General features: G+C 73.4%; 13 protein-coding genes. 3 read left to right on the top strand and 10 right to left on the bottom strand.

The genetic code is table 11. From position 1 onward, the window contains the following. Positions 1 to 347 precede the first annotated feature (347 nt). From ACZ4E1_RS28490 to ACZ4E1_RS28455, 8 genes are all read right to left on the bottom strand, one after another. Positions 348 to 3,218 carry an NHLP bacteriocin export ABC transporter permease/ATPase subunit gene (locus ACZ4E1_RS28490; protein WP_467544534.1) on the bottom strand — a complete coding sequence of 957 codons (2,871 nt, stop codon included), beginning with the start codon at positions 3,216 to 3,218 and terminating at the stop codon, positions 348 to 350. Position 3,219: 1 nt separating this feature from the next. Then, positions 3,220 to 5,451 (bottom strand): NHLP family bacteriocin export ABC transporter peptidase/permease/ATPase subunit, encoded by a 2,232-nt coding sequence (locus tag ACZ4E1_RS28485; RefSeq protein ID WP_467544532.1) that lies wholly within the window; start codon positions 5,449 to 5,451, stop codon positions 3,220 to 3,222. Then, positions 5,448 to 6,248 (bottom strand): biotin/lipoyl-containing protein, encoded by an 801-nt coding sequence (locus ACZ4E1_RS28480; protein ID WP_467544530.1) that lies wholly within the window; start codon positions 6,246 to 6,248, stop codon positions 5,448 to 5,450. The genes ACZ4E1_RS28485 and ACZ4E1_RS28480 overlap by 4 nt, the downstream gene beginning before the upstream one ends. A 164-nt stretch (positions 6,249 to 6,412) precedes the next feature. Further along, positions 6,413 to 6,640 carry a type A2 lantipeptide gene (locus ACZ4E1_RS28475; RefSeq protein ID WP_399126534.1) on the bottom strand — a complete coding sequence of 76 codons (228 nt, stop codon included), beginning with the start codon at positions 6,638 to 6,640 and terminating at the stop codon, positions 6,413 to 6,415. Positions 6,641 to 6,924: 284 nt separating this feature from the next. After that, positions 6,925 to 7,644: a DUF1275 family protein gene (locus ACZ4E1_RS28470; RefSeq protein WP_467544527.1), complete on the bottom strand. Its 720-nt coding sequence runs from the start codon at positions 7,642 to 7,644 to the stop codon at positions 6,925 to 6,927. A gap of 16 nt (positions 7,645 to 7,660) precedes the next feature. Next, the gene (locus ACZ4E1_RS28465) at positions 7,661 to 8,944 is read right to left on the bottom strand and encodes an MFS transporter (protein WP_467544525.1); all 1,284 of its coding nucleotides are present in this window, start codon (positions 8,942 to 8,944) and stop codon (positions 7,661 to 7,663) included. A gap of 71 nt (positions 8,945 to 9,015) precedes the next feature. Further along, positions 9,016 to 9,771 carry a hypothetical protein gene (locus ACZ4E1_RS28460; protein ID WP_467544523.1) on the bottom strand — a complete coding sequence of 252 codons (756 nt, stop codon included), beginning with the start codon at positions 9,769 to 9,771 and terminating at the stop codon, positions 9,016 to 9,018. A 2-nt stretch (positions 9,772 to 9,773) separates the two neighbouring features. Next, positions 9,774 to 10,637 carry a hypothetical protein gene (locus tag ACZ4E1_RS28455; protein WP_467544521.1) on the bottom strand — a complete coding sequence of 288 codons (864 nt, stop codon included), beginning with the start codon at positions 10,635 to 10,637 and terminating at the stop codon, positions 9,774 to 9,776. 195 nt (positions 10,638 to 10,832) lie between these two features. Here ACZ4E1_RS28455 and ACZ4E1_RS28450 point away from each other — a divergent pair, with 195 nt between their 5' ends. Next, positions 10,833 to 13,184: an ATP-binding protein gene (locus tag ACZ4E1_RS28450; protein ID WP_467544519.1), complete on the top strand. Its 2,352-nt coding sequence runs from the start codon at positions 10,833 to 10,835 to the stop codon at positions 13,182 to 13,184. A gap of 331 nt (positions 13,185 to 13,515) precedes the next feature. Here ACZ4E1_RS28450 and ACZ4E1_RS28445 read toward each other — a convergent pair whose 3' ends face one another. Further along, the gene (locus ACZ4E1_RS28445) at positions 13,516 to 14,853 is read right to left on the bottom strand and encodes an aminotransferase-like domain-containing protein (protein WP_467544517.1); all 1,338 of its coding nucleotides are present in this window, start codon (positions 14,851 to 14,853) and stop codon (positions 13,516 to 13,518) included. A gap of 89 nt (positions 14,854 to 14,942) precedes the next feature. Between ACZ4E1_RS28445 and ACZ4E1_RS28440 the strand changes: the two genes are divergently transcribed. Continuing rightward, positions 14,943 to 15,566: a DJ-1/PfpI family protein gene (locus ACZ4E1_RS28440; RefSeq protein WP_467544516.1), complete on the top strand. Its 624-nt coding sequence runs from the start codon at positions 14,943 to 14,945 to the stop codon at positions 15,564 to 15,566. An 86-nt stretch (positions 15,567 to 15,652) separates the two neighbouring features. Here ACZ4E1_RS28440 and ACZ4E1_RS28435 read toward each other — a convergent pair whose 3' ends face one another. After that, entirely contained in the window at positions 15,653 to 16,528 is an 876-nt protein-coding gene (locus tag ACZ4E1_RS28435) for a hypothetical protein (protein WP_467544514.1), read from the bottom strand. 58 nt (positions 16,529 to 16,586) lie between these two features. Between ACZ4E1_RS28435 and ACZ4E1_RS28430 the strand changes: the two genes are divergently transcribed. Then, complete coding sequence (locus ACZ4E1_RS28430) at positions 16,587 to 17,972, top strand: 6-phospho-beta-glucosidase (RefSeq protein WP_467544511.1); 1,386 nt, start codon at positions 16,587 to 16,589, stop codon at positions 17,970 to 17,972. The last annotated feature ends 15 nt before the right edge of the window (positions 17,973 to 17,987 follow it).

The raw sequence follows: 17,987 nt of genomic DNA, 5'->3' as shown, positions 1-17,987 counted from the left end.
GCCGGGTGCGTCTTCCGGTCGCTGACCTCGTCGCCGCTGTAGGGGGTTGCGGATCATCGCCGGGTGCCGCGTCGGTGGGGCTTCTCGCGCTCGCGCGGCGGAGCCGCATGTCGACACTGCCCCGCGCCTCGGCATGGGCAGTACCCCGGCGCCGCGTACGGCTTTGGTCGACCCAGCCTTGGGCAGTCTGCCGCCTGGGGCGGCACGGGTGGGCAAGGCGGCACCCAGGTGCCGGGTGCGCGATTCGGTCGGCCGCAGGGGGGCGGCAGGCACCATCGCCGACGATTGGGCCCGGTGCCGGGGCGTCCGGGCGTCGGGTCCGGCGGCAGGCTCTGGGCCCCGTCCGCTCACACCATCTGGCGGCGTACCAGTTCGTGCAGGCGGCCGGATGTGTCGGCCAGCAGGTCGGCCGGGGCGCCCTGTTGGACGATGCGGCCGGACGCCATCACGATCACCCGGTCCGCGTCCAGGACGGTCGAGAGGCGGTGGGCGATCACGATGCGGGTCGCCCGGAGGGCCCGCGTGCTGTCGATGACGGTGCGCTGCGTCTCGTTGTCGAGGGCGCTGGTCGCCTCGTCGAAGAACAGGAGCTTCGGCCGCCGGATGAGGGCCTGCGCGATCATCAGGCGCTGGCGCTGGCCGCCCGAGATCGCGCCGCCCCCGGCGATCATCGTGTGCAGCCCCATCGGCATCCGCTTGATGTCCTCGGCGAGCCCCGCCATCGCGGCCGCCTCCCACGCCTCCTCCTGCGAGAAGGCCTCCGCACCGCAGATGCAGTCCAGGATCGACCCGGTCAGCGGCTGCGCGTTCTGGAGCACCACCCCGCACTGCCGGCGCACCGCGGCCCGGTCGAGCGCGGAGAGGTCCTGGCCGTCGTAGAGGACGCTGCCGGAGGTCGGCGCGTCGAAGCCGATCAGGAGGCGCAGCAGCGTCGATTTTCCGCAGCCGCTCTCGCCGACGACCGCCACGAACTCGCCGGGGCGCACCGCGAGCGACACGTCGTCCAGGACCAGGGGCCCGTCGTCGCCGTAGCGATAGGAGAGACCCCGGGCCTCCAGGGCGCCGGACAGCTCCCCGGGCTGCGACGCCGCCTCCTGCACCTCCGGCTCCGCCTCCAGAACCGGCTTGATCTGCTCGTACATCGGCAGCACCGCGGCGGCCGAGAGCAGCGCCCCGGTCAGCTGCGTCACCGACGTCAGCAGCATCGTCACGGCCGTGTTGAAGGTCAGGAACGCCGCCGCCGACAGCGTGCCCCGCGCGGGCCCGGCGAGCAGCATGAACATCACGAGCGAACACAGCGGTAGATAGACCGCGTTGAGGACCGTCGTGACGTTCTTGATCCGGCCCGCCCGGCGTTGCAGCTCCCGGCTGCGCGCGAACTCCTGCGCCCACGCCCCGTACGCGAAGCTCTCCGCCCCCGCGACCCGCAGCTTCGGCAGCCCGCGCAGGGTCTGGAAGGCCTGGTTGTTCAGCTTGTTGCCGAGCTCCACCAACTGCCGCTGCCAGCGCAGCTCCCAGAGTCCGAGGGTCAGGAAGACACCCGCGACGAGCAGCAGCATGCCGAGCGCCGCGAGCGCCAGCGGCACGCTGTACACCAGCAGCAGCACGAGGTTCATCGCGCCGATGGTCACCGACTGCACGACCACGGGACCGACCCCGGAAAGGAGCCGCCGGATCGCGCTGATGCCCATGGCCGCGCTCGCCAGCTCACCCGTCGAACGCGAGGCGAAGAAGCGGGTCGGGAGCCGCAACAGCCGGTCCCAGACGGCGGGTTGGAGCACGCTCTCCACGCGCCCCTCGACCCGCAGCACCGTCAGGTTCTGCAACAGCATGAACGCCGCGGACACCACGCTCGCCACCACGACCGCGAGCGACACCTGCGTGATGAGGCTCGTCTGCGCGTTCGGCACGTAGGTGCCGAGGACCCGGCCCGTCGCGATCGGCACGAGCGAGCCGAGCCCCACCGTCACCAGGCCCGCGAGCAGCAGCCGGCGCACATCCGCGCCGCTCGCCCGCAGGCTGAACCGCATCAGCCGCCACGGGCTCGACGGCCCGTCCGGCAGCGGCCGGTACAGCATGACCGCCCGCTCCTCGAAGTCCTCCGCGTTGTCCTCGTCGATCCGCGTCCTGCGCTCGCCGGCCGGATGCACCGCCTCGTAGCCGCCGCGCCGCCACAGCAGCGCGACCGGCGCCCCGGACGCCGCCCGGAACCCCACCAGCGGCGCCGCGTCGCGGCGCCACCAGTCCCCGGCCAGCCGCACGGGGCGGGTCCGGATCCGCGAGGCCACCGCGATCTGTTCCACGGGCTCGATCCGCTCGTTGACCGCCTGCCCGCGCGGCGGTTCGGCGAGCGTGAGACCGGCCGCCCGGGCCACCACCGCGCACGCCGCGTACGTCGCGTCGACCCCGGCCGCCTCACCGCCCCGGTTGCGCCGCCGGCCCGAGCCGATCGAGGCGAGGAGCGTGCGCTCGGCCTGCTCGCGGACCGCCTCGCCCGCCCGGATCCCGGCCGCGGCACGGTCCTCGTGCGCGCTCTCCAGGCGTTCGATCCAGCGGTCGAGCGCCGACAGGAGCCGGAACTGCTGGTTCACCATCCGCTGCCACAGCGCGCCGTCGACCAGCAGATCGGAGGCCGCGTCCGCCGCGTAGGCCGCCCCGTACTGCACACTGCCCGGCGACAGCTGCGGCCACAGCACGTCGTCGTCGCTCTCCTCGTGCCCGTCGGCCCCGGCGTCCGTCGTCCGCCCGTCGAGCGGCGCCTCGAACAGGACGCGCTGACCACGCCCCACCCCGAGCGCGAACGCTTCCTCCAGCAGACTCCACGCCGGCGCGTAGCCGCTCCCGTACCCGCCCCCGTACGTCGCGTCGTACGAGCCGTCGTGCGCGGGCGGCGTGTACGGCAGCTCCCGCAGCGGGACCCGGCGCAGTACGCAGCCCGTCGCGGGCCGGCCCACCAGCGTGTGCTGCGCGCCCTCGACCGGGCCGAGGAGCAGCGTGCCCGGCTCCAGGCGGCCCAGGAAGTGCCAGTGGCCCTGCGCCAGCGCGTCCACCGCGAACAGGTCGAGCGCCCCGTCCGCGACCAGCCACAGCACCTGCGGCCCCTCCAGCGGCAGGCTGCGCACCCCCGCGCAGTCCACCGGCGTGCCGAGCCCGCCGAACGCCGCGACCACCTGGTCGGACGCCGCGTGCGAGGTGAACCCGTCCTGCGTGTACGTCACTTCAGTGCTCCCTGACCAGCTCGGCGTACGGCCCGCCGGCCGCCACCAGATGCTCGTGCCGGCCGCGCTCGACGACCTCGCCGTGGTCGAGCACCACGATCTCGTCGCTGTCGCGCACCGTGCTCAGCCGGTGCGCGATCACCACGCAGGCGCAGCCGCGCCGCCGGATGTTGTCCATGACCGTCTGCTCGGTCTCCGCGTCGAGCGCGCTCGTCACCTCGTCGAGCACCAGGATGCTGGGCCGCCGCACGAGCGCCCGCGCGATCTCGAGACGCTGGCGCTGCCCGCCCGAGAAGTTCCGGCCGTCCTGCTCGACCCGTCCGTGGATCCCGCCGGGCCGCCGCGCCACGACCTCGTACAGGCACGCGTCGCGCAGCGCGTCCGCCACCGCCTCGTCGCTGATCGACGGGTCCCACAGCGCGACGTTGTCCCGCACCGTGCCCTCGAAGAGGAAGACGTCCTGGTCGACGAAGGACACCGACGCGGCGAGCGCCCCGCGCGGGATGTCGTCGAGCCGTGTCCCGTCGATGCGGATGACGCCCTCCCACGGCGCGTACAGCCCCGAGATCAGCCGTGACACCGTCGACTTGCCGCTGCCCGACCCGCCCACGAGCGCGACCTGCCGGCCGGGCCCCACGTTCAGCGAGAACCCGTCGAGCAGCGGCTTGTCGAGCGGGCTGTAGCCGAACGTGATGTTCTCCAGCTCCACGTGCCCCTTCAGGCGGCGCGTGCTGCGCACCTGCTCGGGCCGCGCGTACAGCGTGTCGACCGGGAAGTTCTCGACGTCCTTGAGCCGTGCCACGTCCGCCGCGAAGTCCTGGATCCGGCCCGCGACCCCGTTCAGCCGCGTGATCGGCGCCGTGAACCGGGTGACGAGGGCCTGGAACGCGACCAGCAGGCCGACCGACAGATGCCCCTCGACCGCCCGCAGCCCGCCGATCCACAGGATCAGCGCACTGTTCAGCGTCGCCAGCGTCGGCGCCACGACGCCCAGCCAGGCACTCGGCACCCCCAGCCGCTGCTGCTCCTCCAGCGTCGTCGCGTGCTGCCCCGCCCACCGCCGGAAGTACCCGTTCTCCCCGCCGGTGGCCTTCATCGTCTCGATCAGTTGCAGGCCCGTGTACGAGGTGTTCGTCAGCCGCGCGGAGTCCGCCCGCAGCTTCTGCGTCCCGGTGGCCCGCAGCCTGATGACGATCCGCATCGCCACCACGTTCAGCAGCGCGATCCCGACCCCGACCATGGTCAGCTGCGGGTCGTACGTCCACAGCAGCGCGGCGTACAGCAGCACCACGATGCCGTCCACCCCGGCGGCCGTCAGATCGCGGGCCAGGGTCTCGGCGACCGCGTCGTTCGACTGGAGGCGCTGGACCAGGTCGGCGGGGCTGCGCTGGGCGAAGAACGTCACCGGCAGGCGCAGCAGATGCCCGAAGAAGCGGGCGCTGCTCAGCGTGGAGGAGATGATCCGGCCCCGGAGCAGGTTCGCCTGCTGGAGCCAGGTCAGCACGGCGGTCAGCGCCACCATCGCGCCCATCGACGCGAACAGCGCGCCAAGGAGCGAGGTCTGGTCCCCGATCAGGAACAGGTCGATGTAGGTGCGGCTGAGCGCCGGCACCGCCGCGCCCACGAGGACCAGGAGCAGACTCGCGAGCAGTGCGGCCAGCATCGTGCCGGTCGTCCCGCGCAGCCGGCCCGGCAGCGCCTTCAGCACACCCGGTTTGCGCCCGCCGGTGCGGAAGTCGTCGCCCGGCTCCATCACCAGGACGACCCCGGTGAAGGACGTGTCGAAGTCCTCCGACGGCACGAACCGGCGTCCCTTGTCCGGGTCGTTGATGTGCACCCCGCGCCGTCCGAGGCGCCGGCCGGTGCCGTCGTAGACGACGTAGTGGTTGAACTCCCAGAACAGGATCGCGGGTCCCCGCACGTCCGCGAGGGCCGCCGGCTCCATCTGCATGCCCTTGGCCGTCAGGCCGTAACTGCGCGCCGCCTTCAGGAGGTTGCTGGCGCGCGAGCCGTCCCGCGAGACGCCGCACGCGATGCGCAGCTCCTCCAGCGGGACGTGCCGGCCGTGGTGGGCGAGGACCATCGCGAGCGAGGCCGCGCCGCACTCCACCGCCTCCATCTGGAGCACGGTCGGCGTGCGCACCGTCTTGTGGCGGCTCGCCTTCTTCGGGGGCGGAGCGGGGCGGGCGCGACGGCGGCCGTGGCCCGCGGGCGGCAGCGAGGTCGAGGTCACGGCAGCAGCCAATCGATCGGGCGCTGCTCGGCGAGGTGCACGGCGCCGGAGGTCAGGGTCATGGAGGTGAGCGCGTACGGCGGCCCGTCGGGCGTCGACCAGGAGTAGCCGGACCGCGTCGTGGACGACCTGGTGAGCTTCACCAGGACGGGCACCCGCGGGCCGCCCTTGGTGAACTGCCCGGCCAGTTCGGCGTCGCCGAGCAGGTCGGCGACCTGGCGGCGGGTCTGCGCGCCGCGCCCGACCGCCTTCACCGTGCCGTGCAGCATCCCGTACTGCCGGGCCTGCGGCACCGTCAGATCGACCTCGGCGCCCGCCGGGACCGTGCCCGCGCCGGTCGCCGGCACGTACAGCATCGCGACCAGCGGATCGCGCGCCGAACCGGTGCGCTCCACGGTGGCGACGTCGGACCCCGTCGTCACGACCGAGCCGATGCGCGCGACCAGCGCGGTGACCCGGCCCGCCTCGATGGCGCGTACGGCCCGGTCACCCTGCTCGGTGCGGACCTTGAGCAGCGGCGCGTCCGCCCGGACCCGCTGCCCCTCCCGCACGAACACCCCGGTGACCTGACCGGTGACCGGGGTCTGGAGGACGTAGCTGCCCTGCCCGTAGGTGAGGATGCCGTCGGCCTTCAGCGTCGAGGACACCGAGCCGGTCACGGCCCACACCGCGGAGGCGGCCATCACGACGAGGGTGACGGCGAGCACGAGCAGCCCCTGGGGCCGCGCGAGCCGCACCGGAAGGTCCAGCGCCTCCGGCGACTGCAGCTTGGACAGAGCCTGTTGGCGGAACTGCACGAGCGGGTTTCCCTTGTCTGGCGAACTACCGGCCGCGCCCGGACCGGAAGGGGGGTGGTCCGGACGCGGCCGAAGGCCCCGGGACCGGAGGGGGTCCCGGGGCCTGGGGGCCGTCGCCGGTCAGGACGGCGGCGGCCCGATCGAACCGATCCGTGGGATCAGGCTCAGAGACCGGCGGTCAGGCCGGTGGCCAGGCCGGTGACGGCGGCGGTGTTGACGCCGGTCAGGCCCTCGACCGTGCCGGTGAGGCCACCGACGACGCCCGAGACCGGGGCGATGGAGTCGACGGTGCCGGTCAGGTTGCCGGCGACGCCGCCGAGCAGACCGCCCGAGACGTTGTCCAGCTCGGCGTCGGAAATCTCGAGGGTCTCGACCTTGGGGGTGTTGCTCATGATGAGCCGCCCTTCTCAATGGGGGGTGTACGTGGTATTCGAAAAACGCGGAAGGCGCGGGAATCCGGCGGGGAACCGAGTCCGTCCGTTCCACGATGCCGTGGATCAAAGCATGACCGCAGCTCGCACAGCCAATCGGAAGGTCCCCGGTCAGAGGGGATGTGCCCGCTCAACTACCCCCTGGTGCACACCCGTTCACGAGGCGCTGGCAGCTCCTTCACATTCTTCACTGCGGAAATGGTGAACATGCTGTGCCCACTTTCCCGGAATGGGACACCGGCGCATCAATGACGCCCGTCACGTGTATCCCGCAATGGATTTTCGTGAACCGTCGTGCCCGCGATGCGCAATCGATGTGCAGGTTTCTGGCACAGCACCGCGGCGGCCGTGAGCACGACCGGCGGGACGAACGCCCAGACCGGTGCGCCCCGGTGCACGGCGACCGCGCACGCCGCCCCGCCCGCCACCGCGAGCAGCCGCGCCGCGCCCCACACCTGGCCGCCCCCGCGCCCCGAACCGTCGACGAGCCCGGTCACCAGCGTCGTGAGCGTCCCCGTGAAATACGTGGTCGGCGAGGCGCCCGCCGCGACCATCGCGCCCGACTGCCCACCCATCGTGAGCGCCGACACCACGAGCAGCACCGTCCGCCAGGCCCCGCCCGGCCGGCCGTCGAGGGCCGCGCACACCACCGCGACGAAGCCCAGCAGCGCCACCTGCCCGGCGAGACACGCCACGACCCGGCCCGGCCAGCCGCCGCCGGAGGGTGCGGGCGCGCCCCGGCACACGAGCGCGGCGAGCGCCGCCCCGAGCGCGTAACCGCCGAGGGCGTACAGGGGAGCGGCCACGTCCGCCGCGTCCCCGCCGCCGGCCGAGACGCCGAGCAGCACCAGGTTCCCGGTCATCACCCCGGCGAACACGGTGCCCAGCACCGTGAACGCGAGCCCGTCCACGGCCCCGGAGGCACCGGCGAGCAGCACCAGGGACACATGCACGCGTCGGTTCATGCCCTGACGTTATGCGTCAGCGGTCCAGTTCGCGGTGTGCGCTCTCCGGCAGCCGCAGATACACGAGCGACGACACGACACACAGCGCCGCGACGTACCAGGGGAAGAGGCCGCTGTGCCCGAGCTCCTTGAACAAGGTCCCCATGTACGGGGCGGTGCCGCCGAACAGAGCGACCGTCAGCGAGTACGGGAACCCGATCCCGGCCGCCCGCACCCGCGCCGGGAACACCTCCGCGTTGACCGCCGCCGAGATCGACGTGAAGCCCGTGAGCAGCACCATGCCCGCGCACTGCGTGAGCAGCAGCGAGACGAACGAGCCGGTCAGCCCGTGCAGCAGCGGCACGCTCAGGAGCGCGAACCCGAGCCCGAAGAACAGCAGCAGCGGCTTGCGTCCGAACCGGTCCGAGAGCAGCCCGCCGACCGGCTGGAGCAGAGCGAAGAACGCCAGCGCGAGGGTGCCCGCGAGCAGGGCGTCGGACTTGTCGATGCCGGTGTTCAGTTCCGCGTACGTCGGCAGGTACGAGGTCCACGTGTAGTACGCGAGGGTGCCGCCCGCCGTGATGCCGCAGATCAGCAGCGACTGACGCGGGTGGTGGCGCAGCGCGTCGAACAGGCCGGGCCGCGGGCCCTGCGTCTCCCGCGTCTCCTGCGCCCCCTGCCGGATCCAGAACCCGACCAGGCTCAGCGCCGCGCCCGCGAGGAACGGCACGCGCCAGCCCCACCCGTCCATCTGGCCCTCGGCGAGCGTGCTCACCAGCAGCGCGGCGACGCCCGAGGCCATCAACTGCCCGATGGACGTGGACACGTACTGGAAGGACGAGAAGAGGCCGCGGCGGCCGGGCCCGGCGGACTCGACGAGGAAGGTCGTCGACGCCGCGAACTCCCCGCCGACGGACAGGCCCTGGAGCAGCCGCGCGAGCACGAGGACGACCGGCGCGAGCACCCCCGCCGCCGCGTACGTCGGGGTGAGCCCGACCAGCAGGCTGCTGCCGCCCATCAGCAGGATAGTCACGGTCAGCGCGGCCCGCCGCCCGCGCCGGTCGGCGACGGCGCCCATGAGCAGCCCGCCCACGGGCCGCATGAAGAAGCCGACGGCGAAGACGGCGAACGTGGACAGCAGCGGTACGAGAGAGTTGTCGGCGCTCTTGGGGAAGACCTGGTCGGCGATGTAGGTGGCCAGGAACGTATAGGCGTACCAGTCGTACCACTCGACGGCATTTCCGACCGATGCCGCGAGGAGTTGGCGTACGGGGCGAGCGGGGCGGGTGGCGGTGCTGAGGATCTCCGGTGTTTCTGTCATGGTCCTGACCCGTTCCCTGAGTCGTCCCTGTTCAAGCTCGGTGCACGTCACTGGGAGCGTGCCCGCCACGCTCACCTGCGGCGGTAGGGACGGCCCTTCACGTAGGAAATGACCAAGGTGATCGCCGTGACCACGCACGCCAGCATGGCGAACGTGAAGAGCATGAGGGTGGTTTCGCCGAGGGAGTCGCGCTCCGCGTGCGTGGCCAGGTAGGCCAGGAGGCCGCCGGTCAGTGCCAGGCAGGCGAGCGCGCCCACCAGCGGCCAGGCGCCCGCTCTGCCGTACCAGGGGACCCGGGGCCGCAGTGCGACGTGCGGGCAGCGGACGAGCAGCGCGCGGCCCAGATCTCCGGCGCGGTGGGCGAGGCCGTCGGTGCGCAGGCGGGTGCCGTCGTCGAGGGAGATCTCGATGCGGTAGCCGTTGCCGAGGCGCTGCGCCAGGGCGTTGACGCCGTCGCCGTCGATGTGGAGGGCGCTCACGCGGCGCCAGGGCCGGCCCGTCGCGCCCCGGCGGGAGCCGTGGACCAGGCCGTGCTCCCGCACCTCGAAGAACTCGCCGCGCTCACCCCGCAGGGCCCGCACGAGCTGGGTCGCCGCGACGAGCAGGGCGCCGAGGGCGAGGCCCAGGAGCAGGCCCGTTGTACGGTTGCTTCGCGCGGAGCCCTCGTCGCCCGCCGCGAGGCTCCATGCGCCGAGCCAGCCGGACGGGACGGCGACGAGCAGGGCGCAGCCCGCGTTCACCCAGCGCTTCGCGTGGTCCACCGGGTGGCGGCTGATCACCGGGCCGAGTTCGGGAAAAGCACGCTCGGGAGCACGGTCGGGGCGCACGGTCACTGCTCCGGGCTCTGGTTCGGGTCGTCGGCGACGGCGACGGCGGGGGCGTGGGTCAGGACGAGGGTCAGGGCCGCGTAGTCCGAACCGGGGCGGCGGGACGGCATGAAGACCGTCAGGCGGTCGCCCTCGGTGCGGTAGCCCGCCCTGGTCGCCCGCGGTGCGAGGGCAGGGCTGCCGACGTGTTCGGCCAAGCCGCGGATGTCCAGGCGGACACCGGAGTTCGGGTTCGCGGAGACGACGGTGATGCGCGGCCAGCCGAGCACACCCGGGAACGGGGCGAGCAGCAGGCCGTCGCGGATGAACGTCAGGGCGCCCCAGTGCAGTTCGCCGCCCGCCGTCAGATCGGCCAGGTCCTGTTCCGCCCTGGTCGCGGCCACGTGTGCGGCGGCGCGGGTGACGAAGTCCTGGCCGTCACCGATCGGGGCCGCCGCCGCGAGCCGCCAGAAGGCGGATTCCTGACGGACCTTGAGGTGGTCGAGGCCCCGTAGCCGGATCCGGCCGCCCGCGTACGGGCGGACGACCGTCTTGAGCACGTCGTGGGAGTGGCTGAAGTTGATGTTCACGGACACCTTGTCCGTCGCCACGTACGCGATGTCGCTCCAGGCGAGGCGGCGCGTGCCGCGGCCGGGGCGGCGGATCTCGAAGCCGTGCTCGTACTCGTGGATCCGGATCCGTGTGTGCCGGACACACAGCCCCACGCAGGCCAGGGCCGCCGCGAGGACCGCCCAGAACGCCACCCGGAACGACGCGTCCTCGTCGTAGAAGTCACCGGAGATCGCGCACAGGACGACGAACGAGATGACGAGCGGGACGAAAGCCGTCAGAGAGCGCCTGGGCAGCACCCCCTGGTACGTCCACACACGCTCACCCAGGCCACCGGGACCCGCCCCCGCCTCTCCCGCCACCGCACAACTCCTCGCATGATCGTCCGCCACCACGTCGTCGAGTGTCGGGCCGTGCGGCGCGCGGGGGTACGGGAGAACTACTCAACTGCGCCCGCCGGCCGGCGCCCGCAGGCCGGGGCGGGGCGGCGCACCTCCGTAAGATGACCGGCCATGGAATCGGGGACAGTCGTGTCGGGGGCGGCCGAGCTGACGTCGCTGATCGGGCGGCGGGCGGAGACGGCGCGGATCACGCGCCTGCTGTCCGGGGCCCGGCTGCTCACCCTCACCGGCGTCGGCGGCGTCGGCAAGACCCGGCTGGCGTTGCGGGTGGCCGCGGACCTCGCGGAGGCGTTCCCCGACGGCGTGCACGTCGCCGGGCTCGCCGACCTCGGGGAGCCCGAACTGCTCGCGTCGAGCGTCCTCGGCACACTGGACGCGGCGGGTCCCGGACGTCCGGGACCCGACCCGACGGCCGCGCTCGTGGCCCGGCTGCGGGGGCGGCAGACCCTGCTCGTCCTCGACAACTGCGAGCACCTGGTCGACGCGTGCGCCCGCCTCGCCGACACACTCCTGCGGGCCGCGCCCGGACTGCGGGTGCTGGCGACCAGCCGGCAGCCGCTCGGCATCGCGGGGGAGCAGCTCTTCCCGGTGGAGCCGCTGCCCGTGCCGGAGGCGGGGGCGCATCGGGCGCGGGACCTCTCCCGCAATCCGGCGGTGACGCTGTTCGTCGAGCGGGCGCGCGCGGTGCTGCCGGGCTTCGCCCTGACCGAGCCCGACGCCGTCACCGGGAGGGCCGTCGGCACCGGCGCCGATGCCGACCCGCGGACGATCGCCGAGCTCGTACGCCGCCTCGACGGGCTGCCGTTCGCCATCGAGCTGGCTGCCGCGCGGGTCCGGAGCCTCACGCCGCGCGAGATCCTGGAGCGGCTCACCGACCGGTTCGCCCTCCTCACCGGCGGCAGCCGCGTCGCCGCCGACCGGCAGCGCACCCTGCGCACCCTGTTCGACTGGAGCCACGAGCTGTGCGCGGAGCACGAGCGGCTGCTCTGGGCGCGGGCCTCCGTCTTCCGCGGCGGCTTCGACCTCGAAGCCCTGGAACGGGTCTGCTCCGACACCGCGCTGCCGCCCGCCGAACTCCTCGACACCCTCGACGCCCTGGTGGCCCGATCGATCGTCAACGTCCGTCAGGAGCACGGACGTTCGCGCTACCACATGCTGGAGACGGTCCGGGAGTACGGGTACGAACGGCTGGCCGCGTCGGGAGCCCTGGACGCGCTGCGCGCCCGCCACCGCGACCACTACGCGGAGCTGACCGCGCGGGCCGGTCAGGAGTGGTTCGGGGCCCGTCAGGTCGACTGGTTCACCCGCCTGCGCCTGGACCACCCGAACCTGCGCGCGGCGATGGAGTTCTGTCTGGAGCACCCCGGACAGGCGCGGGCCGGACTGGCGCTCGCGGTGTCGCCCCGGCACTACTGGATCACGGCGGGCCTGCTGCCGGAGGGGCGCCGACAGCTGTCACTGCTGCTCGCGGCCGACGCGGCCCAGGGCGGCGGCCCGCACACGGATGCGCGCGTCCAGGCGCTCGTCACCGACACGTACCTGGCGATCCTGCAAGGTGCCCCGGACACCGAGGTGGCGAGCGCGCTCGACGCGTGCGAGGCGGCGGCGCGCCAGGGCGGCCACCGGCGCGAGACGGCCTGGGTGTGGCACCACCACGCGATCCTCGCCGTCTGGCGTGAGGACTTCGACCGCGCCGCCGGGCTGTTCGAACGCGCAGCCGCCGAGTTCCGTGCGCGGGGCTGCCTCGACGCGGCGCTGGAGTGCCGCGTCAAGTTCGCCATCACCCACGCCTACGGCGGCCGGGCCGGGGCGGCGGCGGAGGCCTGCGACGAGGTCGAGGGCGCGGCGCGTGCGCAGGGCGAGTCGTGGCTGCGCGGGATGGCGCTGCTCGCCCGCGCCCTGCTGGCCCGGCGCGCCGGCGCCGACGGCGAGGCGAGCACCCACGCCCGCGCGGCGCTCGTCCTGCTGCGGCCGTTCCAGGACTGGTGGGACGTGGCCATGTGCGTGGAGGTGATCGCGTGGAGCACCCAGGACGAGCCGCGCCGAGCGGCCCGGCTGCTCGGTGTGCTGCACCTGTTGTGGGAGGCGCTGGGCGGGCGGCTGGGCTCGGCGCCGTTCATGCGCGACCAGCACGTGCGGTTCGAGGCGGCGGTGCGGGAGGCACTGTCCGCCGCGGTCTTCGAGCGGGAGTTCCGGCGCGGGGCACGCGCCACGGTGGACGAGGCGATGTCCTACGTGCTGGAGGACCCTGCCCGGGCCCCGGGCCTGACGCGGCGTGAAAGCCAGGTCGCCGAACTGGTCGCCGCGGGACTCACGAACAAGGACATCGCGGCCCGCCTGACCATCGCCCAGCGCACCGCCGAGAACCATGTCGAGCGCATCCTCGGCAAGTTGGGCCTCACCTCGCGCACGCAGTTGGCGGTGTGGACGTACGAGCGTCGCGACGCACCCACCGGCCGCTGACGGATGCGCCGGCACCCGGACGGGGCCCGCGCACAAGGAGGAGACTGTCGTCGGAACGGGATCCGGCGAGGCGCGAGGGGGACGACCGTGGAATGGGTGCGCTGGTCACTGGAGGCGGCGACGGTGTCCCTGGTGTGGGGCGGGCTGGTGTGGGCCGTCGCGTCATGGTGCGGCGCGGACGACCCGATGTCGTGGGCCGTGCCCGCGTTCGCGTCGATGTTCGCGATGAGTTGGGGGGGGGGGAAGCGGCGCAGGTAGGGGGCGGACGGGTTCCCGGTACGACCAGGGCTCGGCCCGGCGGCCGTCCGGCTCCTCGCCCCGCCCGCGCGCTCTACGCGTAGGCGTCCTCCACCGCCACCTCGCGCACCGTACGCAGCGTCGCCCGCAGGCTCTCCGGATCCGTCGAGCCCAGGGCCAGGCGCAGGGCCTGCGGGGTGTGGCTCGTGGTGGTGAAGGGTTCGGCGGTGGACACCGAGATGTTCCGGCGCGCGAGCGTGGCCGTCAGCCGGTCCGCGCGGGCGTCCTCGGGCAGCGGGAGCCAGGTGAAGTACGACGCGGGGTGGGCGAGGAACGGCAGGCCCGCCAGCTCCTCCGCCGCGATGGCCTGACGCGCTCCGGCGTCGGCCCGCTTCCGCGCCTCCAGCCGGTCCACCGTCCCGTCGTCGAGCCAGCGGCAGACGATGGCCGTGGTCAGCGCCGGAGTGTTCCAGGTGGTCGCGCGGATCGCGCGTTCGAGCGCCGGGACGGTCGACGGCGGCGCGACGACGAAGCCGACGCGCAGGCCCGTGGCGACGCTCTTGGACAGACCGGAGACATGCACGGTGAGGTCCGGCGCGGTCGCGGCCAGCGGCGGGGGAGGGTCCTCCACCAGGTACGCGTACGAGGCGTCCTCGACGATCAGGGCGTCGTGGCGGCGGGCGATCGCGGCGAGCCGGTCACGTGCCTCGCCCGGCATGACCCAGCCGAGCGGGTTGTGCAGCGTCGGCATCGTGTAGATCGCGCGGACGGGGCGCGTCGCGCACAGCTTCTCCAGCGCGTCGAGGTCCGGCCCGCCCGCCGTCACCGGGACGGGGGCCAGGTCGAGGTGGAAGGAGTGCGCGAGCACCTTGAACCCCGGGTAGGTGAGCGCGTCCACGGCGACGACGTCACCGGCCTCCAGCAGGGCCATGACGGTGACGGCCAGGCCGTGCTGCGCACCGTTGACGACGAGGATCCGCTCCGGCCCCGTGCGCAGCCCCCGCCGGCGCAGGTGCCGTGCGATCGCGCCCCGGTCCTGCGGACGCCCCGCGTGCGGCTGGTAGCGCAGCAGCGAGTCGAGATCACCGGAGCCGGCCAGCTCCCGCAGCGCCTGCCGGAGCAGGTCCGCCTGGCCGGGCAGCGCCGGGTAGTTGAAGCTGAGGTCGACCGCGTCGGGTGCGACGGCCTGCTGGTCGATGCCGTGGCCCACGGGTACGGCGAGGTCCCGCACGAAGGTCCCGCGCCCCTGCTCCCGGCTGACCAGGCCCATCGCGTCGAGCTCCGCGTACACCCGGGTCGCGGTCACCACGGCGATGCCCTCGCGCGCGGCGAGCCCGCGGTGGGTCGGCAGCCGGGTGCCCGCGCCGAGCCGTCCTGACCGGATGTCGGACGCGAGCGCGTCCACCAGCGACTTGTAGCGAGGGGCGGCCATGCGGCGGATTGTACGCAGGACAATTCCTTGGCTGTCCTGCCCGCCGGTCCTTACGGTCGCCTTCCCCGCACCGGAAGGACCGACCCGCCATGCACATCGCCATCCTGACCTTCGAGGGCTACAACGAACTCGACTCCCTGATCGCGCTCGGCGTGCTCAACCGCGTCAAGGCCGAAGGATGGCGCGTCACGATCGCCACCCCGAGCCCCAAGGTGACGTCCATGAACGGGGTCGTCATCGAGCAGATGTCCACACTGGAGGACGCGTGCGCCGCCGACGCCGTCATCATCGGCAGCGGCATCGCCACCCGCGAGGTCGTCGAGGACCCGGCGATCATGAGCGTCCTGCGCGGCCTGGACCCCGCGCGCCAGCTGATCGCCGCCCAGTGCTCCGGCGCGCTCGTGCTGGCCCGGCTCGGTCTGCTCGACGGCAGGCCCGCCTGCACCGACCTGACGACCAGGCCCTGGGTCGTCGCCGCCGGGATCGAGGTCGTCGACCAGCCCTTCCACGCCCGCGGCACCGTCGCCACCGCCGGCGGCTGCCTCGCCTCCCCGTACCTCGCCGCGTGGATCATCGCCCGCACCCGAGGGATCGAGGCCGCGGAGAGCGCGCTGCACTACGTCGCGCCGGTCGGCGAGAAGGAGGAGTACGTGGAGCGCGCCCTGCGCGCCATCATCCCGTACCTCCCCGCCGGCGCACCGGTACCGGCCTGACCCAGGCGTGAAGCCGGAGAGGCCGGCCGAGATCGAGCTGATCCCGGCCGGCCCCACCCCGTGCCGGCTTGGCCCGCTCCTACGGGTCAGCCCCTGCGGTACGAGATCACGGCCGTCGTCACCAGGCACGGCGACGGCGGCACCATCTCCACCCGCAGCGTGCCGCGCGCCGCGTCGTAGTCGACACCCTCGGACTCGAACGTGCCGGAGCAGATGCTGCGCTGCGGGATCGCGAACGCCGAGGCGACGCGGCCGGTGACCGGAGCGCCGTCGAGGGCGCGGTCCAGCGTGACCTCCAGGACCTCCTTCGTCGCCCCGTCCGACGAGCACAGCAGATGGGTGGCGTCGGTGAAGTCGCAGCCCTGGATGTTGTCGACGGACCGGTCGAGGGTGATCTGGCCGGCCTGCGGCAGATTCGCGCCGGGCGCGGGCGCGGACGGGTTCAGGACGGGCGCCGGGAAGACCTGGAGGCGCCGCATCGTGCCCCACTCGCCCGACACGAGCCACTGCCGGTCCGGCGACACCGTGGCGAACGAGTTGTTCAGCAACTCGCCCGGATCCAGGGCGTGTTCGTACGTCGTGCGCTTGCCGCCGGGCGCCGTCACCGCGTACATCTTCTTCTTCGCGTCGTCACCGCCCTGGTACGCGTCGAAGGTGTAGCCACCCGCGATGTCCGGGTCACCCACGTGCGTCCAGCCGGCTATCCGCAGGTCGAGCGGGACCGAGGCGAGGCCGCGGTACAGCAGCGAGCCGTCGGCGCGGCTCGCCAGGCCCTGGCTGCCGGACAGCGAGTCCACGCGCGCGGTGCCGGTCTCGGTCCACGCGGGCGCCGCCGTCGCGGTGCCGGCGCCGACCGTCAGCGCGGCGAACGCGGCGGCCACGGTGAGGAGTCGGCGCCCGGTGCGTCTGGGCGTGGTAGACGTCGAGGCCGTGGTCGACGTCGTGGTCGAGCGGATGTGCATGGGGGTCCTCCGCCGGTCGAAGATCTGGTCGGGGATCAGGCTGCCCTACGATCGGCCCATGAGGCTGACGATTCTCGGCGGTGGCGGATTCCGGGTGCCCCTCGTGTACGGCGCACTGCTGGGCGACCACGCACCGGGCCGGGTCACCGAGGTGACCCTCCACGACATCGACGGCGACCGGCTGAAGGCGATCACCGGGGTGCTCGCACAGCAGGCCACAGGCGTCCCCGACGCGCCCGCCGTCCACGCCACCACCGACCTCGACGAGGCGCTGCGCGGCGCCGACTTCGTCTTCTCCGCGATCCGCGTCGGCGGCCTCGCGGGCCGCGCCGCCGACGAACGCGTCGCCCTGGAGGAGGGGGTTCTCGGCCAGGAGACCGTCGGCGCCGGCGGCATCGCGTACGGACTGCGCACCGTCCCCGTCGCCACCCACATCGCCCGCCGGGTCGCCGCCGTCGCCCCCGACGCCTGGGTCATCAACTTCACCAACCCGGCGGGCCTGGTCACCGAGGCCATGTCCCGGCACCTCGGCGACCGCGTCATCGGCATCTGCGACTCGCCCGTCGGCCTCGGCCGCCGCGTCGCCCGTGTCCTCGGCGCCGACCCGGCCGACGCCTGGATCGACTACGTGGGACTGAACCATCTGGGCTGGCTGCGCGGCCTGCGCGTGAACGGCCGCGACGAACTGCCCCGGCTGCTCGCCGACGAGGACCTGCTCGGCTCCTTCGAGGAGGGCCGCCTGTTCGGCACCGACTGGCTGCGCTCCCTCGGCGCGATCCCCAACGAGTACCTGCACTACTACTACTTCAACCGCGAGACCGTCCGCGCCTACCGCGAGGCCGAACGCACCCGCGGTGCCTTCCTCGCCGATCAGCAGTCCGCCTTCTACGCCGACCCCTCCTACGCCTCCTGGGACCGCACCCGCGCCGAGCGCGAGGCCACATATATGGCCGACAACCGTGAGGCGGCCGGCGCGGGCGAGCGCGACGAGGCCGACCTGGAGGAGTCCGGCGGGTACGAGAAGGTCGCGCTCGCGCTGATGCGTGCCATCGCACGCGACGAACGCGCCACCCTCATCCTCAACGTCCGCAACCGGCAGGTCCTTTCGGCCCTGGACGCGGACGCCGTCATCGAGGTGCCCTGCCTCGTCGACGCCAACGGCGCGCACCCCGTGGCCGTCGACCCGCTCCCCGACCACGCCACGGGCCTGGTCACCTCGGTCAAGGCCGTGGAGCGCGAGGTGCTGACCGCCGCCACGACCGCCTCCCGCGCCGCCGCGGTCAAGGCCTTCGCCCTGCACCCGCTCGTCGACTCGGTCGGCGTCGCCCGCCGGCTCCTGGACGGATACGTGGCGGCGCACCCCGAACTGGCGCCGCTGCGGGCCTGGCGGCATGGCTCACGCCGGCCCGGTGACGGTGGCGTGAAGGAGTGTAAAGGACTGTAAAGGCGCGGTATAGCA

The organism is Streptomyces sp. NPDC025806 (assembly GCF_055558275.1).
This window is presented reverse-complemented; position numbering and strand designations above follow the sequence as displayed.

Coding starts and splice junctions, on each gene's coding strand:
- ACZ4E1_RS28435 (WP_467544514.1), bottom strand. CDS start 16,528: ATGCACATCCGCTCGACCACGACGTCGACCACGGCCTCGACGTCTACC.
- ACZ4E1_RS28450 (WP_467544519.1), top strand. CDS start 10,833: ATGGAATCGGGGACAGTCGTGTCGGGGGCGGCCGAGCTGACGTCGCTG.
- ACZ4E1_RS28470 (WP_467544527.1), bottom strand. CDS start 7,644: ATGAACCGACGCGTGCATGTGTCCCTGGTGCTGCTCGCCGGTGCCTCC.
- ACZ4E1_RS28465 (WP_467544525.1), bottom strand. CDS start 8,944: ATGACAGAAACACCGGAGATCCTCAGCACCGCCACCCGCCCCGCTCGC.
- ACZ4E1_RS28475 (WP_399126534.1), bottom strand. CDS start 6,640: ATGAGCAACACCCCCAAGGTCGAGACCCTCGAGATTTCCGACGCCGAG.
- ACZ4E1_RS28430 (WP_467544511.1), top strand. CDS start 16,587: ATGAGGCTGACGATTCTCGGCGGTGGCGGATTCCGGGTGCCCCTCGTG.
- ACZ4E1_RS28440 (WP_467544516.1), top strand. CDS start 14,943: ATGCACATCGCCATCCTGACCTTCGAGGGCTACAACGAACTCGACTCC.
- ACZ4E1_RS28445 (WP_467544517.1), bottom strand. CDS start 14,853: ATGGCCGCCCCTCGCTACAAGTCGCTGGTGGACGCGCTCGCGTCCGAC.